Here is a 9,544-nt window from a genome sequence, read left to right as displayed (position 1 = left end):
CGACATGGCTCTTGACGTGAGGTTTCGGCCCCCGTCCCCATCCTGGGGAGCAGAGTGTTATCGCAGACATTTCTTGTCCTCCAGGATGGGGCGGAGGGGCCGATACCCAGTGTCAAGAGCCATGTCGTCCCAAGTTATCAGCACCCACTTCCCACTGCGAAGCAGCTTGCAGGGAAGGGGGGAAACGCGCTAAAGCGTGGGGGGTTAGGCGGCCTCCACTAACTTTCACCACAAAAGGACCACCCATGACGGGATTGCGGGACGATATTTTGATGCTGGCGACGCGTTATGCGGCGACGGGGCTGTCGGTGATCCCGATACGGACGGATGGGAGCAAGGCGCCGGCGACGGGGTCGTGGGACGAGTATCAGCGGGCGCCGGCGGGCGCGCGGCGGCTGGGGGAGTGGTTTGGGACGCGTGGGGCGCGCGGGATCGCGATTGTCTGCGGCGTGGTGTCCGGGCGGCTGGAGGTTCTGGACTTTGACGAGCCGAAGGCGTGGGATGAGTGGCGGGAGCTGTGCGAGGCGCATGGGCTGATCGGCGTGGCGGAGCGGCTGGTTTGGGTGGAAACGCCGTCGGGCGGGCGGCATCTGTATTATCGATGTCCGGACGGAATCGAGGGCAATCAGAAGCTGGCGCGGACGGCGGCGGGGAAGGTGAAGATCGAAACACGCGGGGAGGGCGGGTATGTGGTCGCGCCGGGATCGCCGAGGCTGTGCCATGCGTCGGGGCTGCCCTATGTCGTCACCCAGGGGGATCTTTGCGCCATTCCCGAGGTGACGGCGCGTGAGCGCGCCGGGCTGCTGTCGATGGCGCGGATCCTGAATGAATTTATTAATATCGAACGGATGATCGGTTCCGTGGCGCCGAAACGCGGCGCGGGGCTGCGTCCGGGCGAGGATTACAACCGGCGCGGCGACTTTGGCGAGGTGCTGGCGCGGCATGGGTGGACGCATGCCGGGGAGCGCGGGACGCTGGGGCTGTGGCGGCGCCCGGGCAAAGTCGGCGTGGGGATCTCGGCAACATCGAACTATGCAAATTCGCGGCTGTTTTATGTCTTTTCTTCGAATGCGGCGCCGTTCGAATCGGAGAAATCCTATACGCCGATGGGGGTGTATGCGACGCTGGAGCATGGGGGCGACTTTGCGGCGGCGGCGCGGGCGCTGGGGCGGCTGGGATTTGGCGAGAAGCCGAAGAAGACGCGGTCCGTGGCAGGCGCCGAGACGCCGGCGGGGCTGGAGGCGTTTCCGTTCACGGATCTGGGCAACGCCGAGCGGCTGATCGCACGTCATGGCCCCGACCTGCGCTACTGCCATCGGTGGCTGTCGTGGCTGATCTGGGATGGGCGCTGCTGGCGTCGCGATGAAAGCGAGCAGATCAAGCAGCGGGCGAAGGATGTCGTGCGCACGCTCTACACCGAGGCGGCGGCGATCGGGAGTGACGCGCAGCGCAAGGAGTGTGCGGCGTTCGCGCGCCGTTCCGAATCGCGCGGGCGGATCGAAGCGATGATCAATCTCGCGCAGTCCGAACCAGGTGTCCCCGTGGGTGTCGACGAGCTGGACACGGACCGCTGGCGCATCTGCGCCGCCAATGGGACTCTGGACCTCAGAACGGGGGCTCTGGGGCCGCATCGCCGAGACGATCTGATCACTAAACAGATCCCGGCGCCCTACGCCGCCGAGGCCAAGTGCCCGCTGTGGGACGCCTTTCTCACGCGCGTCTTGCCGGACGCTGACGTGCGCGCGTTTGTCCAGCGCGCCGCCGGATATTCTCTCACAGGCGACACCGGCGCTCAGTGCTTATTCTTCTTACATGGCTCGGGCGCCAATGGCAAGAGTACCTTGATTTCGACCCTGCTCGCCCTGCTGGGGGAGTACGGGATGCAGGCGGCGCCGGACATGCTGATCGCGAAAGACCGCAGCGGCGGCGGCCCGAACAACGAGATCGCGGGATTGATCGGAATGCGTTTGGTGGCGACCACGGAAGTGGACGACGGCAAGCGCGTCGCCGAAGGCTTGGTCAAACAACTGACGGGTGGGGACCGTATCCGAGCACGATTTTTGCATCAAGAATACTTCGAGTTCACGCCGGCGTTCAAGATTTGGTTCGCCGCCAACCACAAGCCGCAGATCCGGGGCGCGGACCATGGCGTCTGGCGCCGGATCAAGATGATCCCCTTCACTGAGACCATTCCCGAATGCGAGCGCGACGGACGTCTGCCTGACAAGCTCCTCACTGAACTGCCCGGCATCCTCGCCTGGGCCGTGCGCGGCTGCCAGGAGTGGCGCGAGCGTGGTCTGGGCGACCCCGCCGCCGTGGTCGCCGCGACAGACGATTACCGGGGCGAAATGGACGTCCTGCAAGCATTCTTAGAGGAGCGCTGCGTGATCCTTCCGACGCTCCAAATCACCGGCGCCGCGCTTTACACTTCCTATTTACAATGGTGCGAAGAAAACGCCGAGCGCCCGATCGGCAAGCAGACCTTTGGACGAAGGCTGCAAGAATCGCATGCGATCATCCCAGTCAAGAACGTCGGCGCGGCCCATTCTCGCGGTTGGATCGGCATTGGAATGCGCCAGGAAGGCATGGAGTCGATCGTAGACATTGTAGACAATGTAGACTCGAAACCCCATGATTCTCGGACGAATCTTTTTTCTCCCGAAACAACCCGGGACTCTTTGTCTACTTTGTCTACAATGTCTACTTTTCAAAAAAGCCTTACCAATCATGAGGAAGCAAAGCAATGGGAGAAAATCTGAAGCCGACGCTGGCGCAAGCCCTGCGGGCGCTGGCGGATCGGGAGATCGAACTGGGGATCGTCGACGGCGCGCTCGCCGTTTCGGGCAACACATCGGCGATCAACCCCAAGCTGCGCGCCGCCATCGACGACCACCGGGCCGAGATCACCCGCATCGCCCGCTGCCGCACGGCGCTCGCGGCGGCGTACGCCGCATGCGATCAGACAAGAGACGCAAAGATTGCAAAGTTTCGAGCTCTTTGCGATTTACCGGAGGGGTATAGCGATCCATCGGATCCGTTTGCAGCGGGGGCGCTCCTTGGACTTGGGTGCGAAGCTGCGCACCGTCGGTAAGAACCCGGCTATAAAAGCCGGGCCTTGGGAGTCGCTTCGCGACTAGCCACCCAAAGGGTACCCGCGTGCCGGACGCAAATGCCGGCAATCGACAATCAATTCTTTCGTCCGGAACGGACGATTAGCCGAAGGCTCCCAAGGCCCGGGTTTCATACCCGGGTTCTTATGGAGGCTCTTTGAACACTAAAGGAGAAAACCATGCAGAACCCGCCCGGAACGATCACTGCGGCCGAAGTCACCATCTACGACGCGCGCACGCTGCGCCGGTGGACGCGTACGGAGAAGGCGCGGCTGTGGATCGACGAATACCATCAGGAGCACGGCGGCGAATGGCCGTCCATCAAACAGATCATGCGCCAGGCCGATGTCGGACAGGGCACCGCGCACCGGGCGCTGGTGGCCGCGCGGGCGGCGACGGCTCGCTGTCGCCCTGCATCGGCAGGAAATACCCCTGCGCGTCGTGAATAATTCTGAAGCAGAACTATTTTCTGACTCCGGAGGCGAAATCGTGTCGAAGCATTCTCGCGAAGTCTTTTTGCTGGCGTTCGTCGTCTGAGCGGCGGATGTACGCCTACGCCTATGCCGAGGAGATGGCTCTGCTGTTCCGCGTACCCGTGATCGACGTTGATGGGTCGGTTTACCTACCAGATCCCACGCCCACCTGGAGCCGATAATACCAGTTGCCTCCGCTCCGTTTTGATGGAAGACAAAAGAAATGCCTCAAGAGATACGCTCGCTCGCATTGTTGGGCTCCTGGATCACCAAACCGAATGACAGCACAGTGGTCATCCGTCCACCGCGCGCTACGCGGATTGCGACCTATGCCGGCATTGCCGCCGTTCTGCTGTTCCTCGGCCAGTTGCTTGTCCTGCCGCTTTCTTCCCCAAATGGCCGGGCGGACACGGCCACGCTGAGGATGGCTTGCGGGATGATGTTGTTTGGGTGGATGTGCGTTTACCTTCTTGCGCGCATGATGGCGATGGAGGAGATGACGGTCGATTTGCGTCGCAGAACATACGAGAAACGAACCTACTGGCCCGGACCAAAGACGGTAGTCACGGGATCGATGGATGAGTTTTCCGGCGTCTATATCCACGAGACGACGCAGCGGGTATTTCTGCGGCGCAAGCCGGGCGCCCAGGATACGATGGGCATCCGCCTCGGAGCGCCGCCCTACCCGGTAATCCCCGGTCAGCCGGGACGGTTTCGAACCGCCGAGTATGCCGAGTACGCGGCACACTTGCTCGGTGTCCCCTTTCTCACGGACCCCCGCACTCGAATTACCGGCGCCCGGCGCCTTCAGACCCCGGTTCCTCCCAAGCGTAATCGGAAATAAAGACATTTGAGTTTCATTTCACTTTATCGCAAAGTGAAATGAAACTGCGCATTTTCACGGTGTCGTCAGGTATATTATCGTAGTCGCCGCCGTTTGAAAAGGCTCGTATCTCTCCATGAAAATGCCCATGCGTCCTCCCCGATGGCAGGACATTTTAACGAAAACGCCGCCGGACCGGCTACTGCCGGTCTTCAGTTCATTCCCGACAAGCTCTTCCAAGCCTCGATATCTGCATTGGGACGAAATCATCTGCCGTCAGCCTCCAGCCGGCTTGACGCGGGAAGAGTGGTGGCTGGGCCTGAAACTGGGGAGGTCCCGTCTGTACCAGGAAACGCCGCTGCGAGATGCTTGGGGCAAGCCTTTCCAGTATCTGATTACCGACCCGATCCCGGAACAGCTGCATTTGATTGACCTGGCCGCCGGAGGCAAAGTGGGCGCGCCGCTGCAAATCATGAACCCGGAGACGCGCAATCAGTACTATATGTCGTCGCTGATCGAAGAAGCCATCACATCCAGTCAGCTGGAGGGCGCAACCACCACGCGTCTCGTGGCGAAGGAGATGATCCACAGTGGGCGCTCGCCGCGTGACCGCAGCGAGCGAATGATCCTGAACAACTTTCAAACGATGCGCAGGATTGGAGCTTTGAAAGATGAGGCCCTCACTCCGGAACTCGTCTTTGAGCTTCATCGCCTGGTGACGCGCGATACGCTGGACGACCCGACGGCCGCCGGTCGATTTCGTACGGACAGTGAGGACGTTCAGGTGGAGGACGATCAGGGAGCGATAGTCCATCTTCCGCCGCCCGCACTGGAACTGCCGGAGCGTCTGGTCCAAATGTGCGATTTCGCAAATGGGCAAACGCCGATGCATTTCGTGCATCCCGCGATCCGAGCGATCATTCTCCACTTTTGGCTGGCCTACGACCATCCCTTTGTCGATGGCAATGGCCGCACCGCCCGTTCGCTCTTTTACTGGTCCATGCTGCGCCACGGGTTCTGGGTCTTCGAGTTTATCTCGATCTCCGATATTCTTCTCAAAGCGCCGGCGAAGTACGGGAAAGCATTTCTTTATACAGAGACGGACGACAACGATCTGACCTACTTCATCCTTCACCAAATCGGTGTTCTTCGGAGCGCGCTTGATGCGCTCGACGCATACATCCAGAAAAAGAGCGCAAAACTCAAGGCTGTGGAAAGCTTGATGCGCGCCGCCGGATCGTTCAACCACCGACAGCGTGCGCTTCTCACGCACGCGCTTCGGCATCCGGGATTTTTGTATACGACTGAAGGCCATCGCCTCAGTCACGATATCTCTTATAATCCAGCGCGCGCCGATCTGGTCGATCTGTCGGACCGTGGCTTTTTGGTAAGAACGCAGCGCGGTAAGACCACTTATTTCACGCCCGCCAAGGATCTGGAGGCGAAACTAGGGACGACGGCGTAAATTTCATTTGAGTTTCATTTCACTTTATCACAAAGTGAAATGAAAATTGCCCTGGGAGAATTTCGAAAGAGATCCCTCAGCTTTTCAGGGCTGAAGGATCCAGAGGATTTATACCAGGATTCCCGAAAAATGTCGCGTGCTCTCTTGGGAGAGCGGATCGCGGGCGCTCGTTTTTTGTACGATTTATCAGAAGTAGAACGTTGAAAATAATTGTATCATGGGTAGCGTATACGTATACTTAAATGTCATAATAGGGCGCGGGCGCTGGCTTACGATGTCGTGGCTCGCAAAATACGCTTATGAGGTGACTGGTATGAACGTTGGCAAAATGCTGGGCGGTCGGTCATTTGTTCTTGGCGCTGTTATTTTCGCGGCGGCGCCTCTGTTGATTTCTCAGCCGGCTTATGCGGGTCATTGGGGCCTAACGGGCGCGCCCACAGGCGGGTTTACGTACAATCCGGTGGGGAGCGGCGGCGGCGGGCCGCTCAGCCCGGCGTATACGGCAAGCTCGATGAGTTTCGATATCGGCGCGGGCGGCGGCGGCGGCAGTCTGACGGGCAGCGTCAACTACACCGGGACCATTGCGTGGGTTCCGAACAACGGCGATCTGGCGCACGACCCCGCGCCGGTCACCGTCACGATCACCGAATACTCATACGCGGCCAGCGGCGCGCAGTACGGCGTCACGCGCACCACCAATGCCGACAACGGCCTGGGCGACGCCCCCGTCACGACTTACTACACCGGGCGCGGAATTGCCCAGCAGACCGTGAGCGGCAGCAAGACGGCGGCCCATGTCTCCACCGTCCTCGTGGCGCCCGGCGGCTCGGTCACAGTCACGCGCCACTTGACGGACTACGGGGCGATCACCGGCGGCGGCAGCTACTCCGGCGAGCTGAGCTACAGCATCGCCGTGCAGTAAAATTAGGAGCTTCGGATTTGTTCACTCAAGCGGCCTGCGTTTCGAAAGAAACGCGGGCTGTTTTTTCGACTCGCGAAACTCACACGTCCGCAGCGCGTTCTTTCTCCCTAGGTACCGAATGGGTGAAGTGGGGGAAGGGGAACATATGAGCGGCGCTGGACTATCTGGGGACAGTTCGGGGGATGGGATCGGCCTGCGCCGTCGCCGGCGTTTTTGGAAGTACATCCGGCTCCTTTGTCTGTCTTTGAACGCCGGTCTGCTTTTGTTTTCATTTCTCGGCGGATACTTGATCGGAGCGGTCGATCCATGGTTCCAATTTCGTTTCATCGAGACGCCTGACGACGCTCCGGATACGCATTGGATCGATCCGAGGCGCGTCGGGATTCCCGCCGATCGACTGCAATACGACTTCTTCCATGGGCGTCGCGCCGGCGCGGGCTGCACCTTCTATCGGGGCGATGTGGCCGTCGCCTATCTTGGAGGACGGCATCCGGTTTATTTCGGCTTTCTGGATGTGAACGGCGACGGGCGGCGGGACATCCTTTGTAGGTCCGACGATGAAGGGAATTCGACGGGCGTTTGGGCGCTGGACACACAGGGTCCCCCGCGCGATTATCTCCACGAGTTCCCCTTTCACCCCAGCCACGGCGCGCTGAAGCGCCTGCCCAAGACGTCGCGTTCGCGAATGATCTTCGCCATGGCAGATTATCTCTCGGGCGGGATTATCTACATTCCGGCGGCGTTGTTTGTGCTTTCGCTCCAGAGCGTCTTTTGGAGTATCGCGAGCAGTCAGCGCCGACGCAGGAAACGCTGGCGCGGCCGCCGCTGGCGGCCGCTCGGAGTGTTTCCAGAGCCGTGAGGCTGCGCACGTGTTCAGGTTCGGCCCCTGCCCCCCAATCCTGGTGGAGGAGAAGACGCCCCCGACCCCACAAGGGGTATAGACCATAACACTGATGGCGTGGCAAATCTTTGTTACGGGGGCGACGATGAGCTTTTACCCCTTTGGGGGCCAGGGTGATGCCAGAATCCTCCCCCAGGATTGGGGGGCAGGGGGGCCGAATCTGCCCCGTTCACCAGTCGCTCAGCAGGACGCTGTCGCTGGGGTGGGGGCTTTGTTCGAGGACGACGGTGGCGCCGTTGGAGGTGGTTCGGAGGTAGACGCGGTCGACGGCGCGGAGCATCATTTTCATGCCGTGTCCGAGGGTTCCGGCGGTGGTGTAGCCTTTTTCGAGAGTGGCGCGGGGCAGGTTTTCGATGGAGATGCCGGGGCCTTCGTCGATGATCCAGATTTGCACGACGTGGTTTGGAAGAACACGGACGTATGCCGCGCCTCCGCCGGCGTGGACGACGGCGTTCATGCCGGCTTCGCTGGCGGCGGTGATCAGGTCATAGGTGCGATTGGGGTCGAAGCCTTCGGCGCAGGCGGCCTCCTCGGCGCGGCGGCGCAGGGCGCGCAGACCTTCGGTGAGGGTGAGCGGAATGCTGTCCGCGCCCGGGGGATCGCTTGGGAGATCGGCGTCGTCGAAACACAGACATAGCTTTCCGGCCGTGACGCTCGCGAGCACATCGCGCATGAACTCGCGCTGGCGCTGTTCGGCGGACAGGCGCTCTTCTTCCGCGTGTCGTTCATGGGTGATGTTGCGCAGATAAACGGCGAGCCCATCGGGCGTGCCGTAGGCGTGGGCGCGGAACCAGTTTTGAGACCCGGCGTAAAACGCCTCAAAGGTGGCGGGGCCGCCGCCGTCCATGACCCGGTGGTATTGGTGGTAGAACTCGGTTCCGATCAGGTCTGGATAAACGTCCCACACCCGGCGTCCGAGCAGTTCCTCACGTGTCTGGCCCGTCAGCTGTTCGCCGCGCTGGTTGACGTAAATGTAGTGGAACTCGTGATCCAGCGCGAAGAAGGCGTCGGTGACGTTCTCCAGAATGGTGGTGACCCGGCGGCTGGCCTCCGCCGCTTCGTGCTGAGCGTGGCGGCGGTCGGTGATGTCCTCGAAGATGGTGTAAGCGCCTAGAATCGCGTTGTTGGCCGGGTCGATCTCCGGAATGGCGTCCACACTTAGCCAGCGCATTTCTCCCAGGTCCGTTCGAAAGAATCCGAGGATCGCGCCCGGCACGGGCTGGCCGGTACGAAGCGCCTTGACCGTGGGGCGGTCTTCTAATGTGTACTCGGAGCCGTTGTCGCGCAGGGGATGGAGCGTTTCGCTCAGCGCCGCCGGGCGATTGCGCATTTGGTCCAGAGTGAGCCCCAGGATCCGCTCAGCGGCGGCGTTCGCCGATGTGATATTCCCTTCCGTATCCTGCCAAACGACGCCCTGCGCCATCGTTTCAAACAGCGTCTGGTACCGGCGTTCGTTCTGAGCGAGCGACGGCGGGGCGGTCTCTCGGGAATTGTTTTCATCGTCGGGCATGGGGCTGTCTTCGACCCTCTGTTATCTCTGCATTCGTCCGCCGGAAAAATGGGGATCCCCCGGCCCGGCTGGACCGGGAGATCCATACTGTTTATACCAGCATTTGGCGTAATTGACCCGTATTGATATTTTGGGCGATGGGGCTGCCTAACCCCCCGGCGCTTTAGCGCGCTTCCCCCCTTCCCTGTGAGCTGCTTCCCTGCGAGCTGCTTCGCAGTGGGAAGTGGGTGCTAGTCATTATGGACGACATCGCTCTTGGCGTGAGGTTTCGGAAAGAGGCCCCTCCGCCCCAATTCTGGGGGACCCGATTTCGGATAGAGGCATTTTTCCGGTCCCCCAG

8 protein-coding genes are annotated in these 9,544 nt (G+C 61.1%); 7 read left to right on the top strand and 1 reads right to left on the bottom strand.

Annotation, left to right across the window (positions count from 1 at the left end):
• Window positions 1–245: 245 nt before the first annotated feature.
• The 7 genes from ABIZ35_RS00040 to ABIZ35_RS00010 all read left to right on the top strand — a co-directional run bounded on the left by ABIZ35_RS00040 (window position 246) and on the right by ABIZ35_RS00010 (window position 7,652).
• On the top strand, window positions 246–2,759 hold the full coding sequence (locus ABIZ35_RS00040) for a phage/plasmid primase, P4 family (RefSeq protein WP_348217824.1): 2,514 nt from the start codon (window positions 246–248) through the stop codon (window positions 2,757–2,759).
• Window positions 2,744–3,091: a hypothetical protein gene (locus ABIZ35_RS00035; RefSeq protein WP_348217823.1), complete on the top strand. Its 348-nt coding sequence runs from the start codon at window positions 2,744–2,746 to the stop codon at window positions 3,089–3,091. Before ABIZ35_RS00040 ends, ABIZ35_RS00035 begins: the two co-directional genes overlap by 16 nt.
• A gap of 198 nt (window positions 3,092–3,289) precedes the next feature.
• The gene (locus ABIZ35_RS00030; RefSeq protein WP_348217822.1) at window positions 3,290–3,559 is read left to right on the top strand and encodes a hypothetical protein; all 270 of its coding nucleotides are present in this window, start codon (window positions 3,290–3,292) and stop codon (window positions 3,557–3,559) included.
• Window positions 3,560–3,806: 247 nt separating this feature from the next.
• On the top strand, window positions 3,807–4,427 hold the full coding sequence (locus ABIZ35_RS00025) for a hypothetical protein (RefSeq protein ID WP_348217821.1): 621 nt from the start codon (window positions 3,807–3,809) through the stop codon (window positions 4,425–4,427).
• 127 nt (window positions 4,428–4,554) lie between these two features.
• On the top strand, window positions 4,555–5,871 hold the full coding sequence (locus tag ABIZ35_RS00020) for a Fic family protein (protein ID WP_348217820.1): 1,317 nt from the start codon (window positions 4,555–4,557) through the stop codon (window positions 5,869–5,871).
• Window positions 5,872–6,184: 313 nt separating this feature from the next.
• Window positions 6,185–6,793 (top strand): hypothetical protein, encoded by a 609-nt coding sequence (locus ABIZ35_RS00015; RefSeq protein WP_348217819.1) that lies wholly within the window; start codon window positions 6,185–6,187, stop codon window positions 6,791–6,793.
• Between the two features lie 145 nt (window positions 6,794–6,938).
• A complete protein-coding gene (locus ABIZ35_RS00010; protein ID WP_348217818.1) occupies window positions 6,939–7,652 on the top strand; it encodes a hypothetical protein in 714 nt (237 codons plus the stop codon).
• 211 nt (window positions 7,653–7,863) lie between these two features.
• Here the strand turns inward: ABIZ35_RS00010 and ABIZ35_RS00005 are convergent, their stop codons facing one another.
• On the bottom strand, window positions 7,864–9,204 hold the full coding sequence (locus tag ABIZ35_RS00005) for a PAS domain S-box protein (protein WP_348217817.1): 1,341 nt from the start codon (window positions 9,202–9,204) through the stop codon (window positions 7,864–7,866).
• Window positions 9,205–9,544: the final 340 nt, after the last annotated feature.

It is taken from the genome of Capsulimonas sp., from assembly GCF_039929585.1.
GTDB lineage: Bacteria > Armatimonadota > Armatimonadia > Armatimonadales > Capsulimonadaceae > Capsulimonas.
The sequence above is the reverse complement of the archived record's forward strand: the minus strand, read 5'-3'. Positions and strand labels throughout refer to the sequence as shown.

Excerpts from the sequence above, each read along its gene's own strand:
- ABIZ35_RS00040 (WP_348217824.1), top strand. The coding sequence starts at position 246 with ATGACGGGATTGCGGGACGATATTTTGATGCTGGCGACGCGTTATGCG.
- ABIZ35_RS00035 (WP_348217823.1), top strand. The coding sequence starts at position 2,744 with ATGGGAGAAAATCTGAAGCCGACGCTGGCGCAAGCCCTGCGGGCGCTG.
- ABIZ35_RS00030 (WP_348217822.1), top strand. The coding sequence starts at position 3,290 with ATGCAGAACCCGCCCGGAACGATCACTGCGGCCGAAGTCACCATCTAC.
- ABIZ35_RS00025 (WP_348217821.1), top strand. The coding sequence starts at position 3,807 with ATGCCTCAAGAGATACGCTCGCTCGCATTGTTGGGCTCCTGGATCACC.
- ABIZ35_RS00020 (WP_348217820.1), top strand. The coding sequence starts at position 4,555 with ATGCGTCCTCCCCGATGGCAGGACATTTTAACGAAAACGCCGCCGGAC.
- ABIZ35_RS00015 (WP_348217819.1), top strand. The coding sequence starts at position 6,185 with ATGAACGTTGGCAAAATGCTGGGCGGTCGGTCATTTGTTCTTGGCGCT.
- ABIZ35_RS00010 (WP_348217818.1), top strand. The coding sequence starts at position 6,939 with ATGAGCGGCGCTGGACTATCTGGGGACAGTTCGGGGGATGGGATCGGC.
- ABIZ35_RS00005 (WP_348217817.1), bottom strand. The coding sequence starts at position 9,204 with ATGCCCGACGATGAAAACAATTCCCGAGAGACCGCCCCGCCGTCGCTC.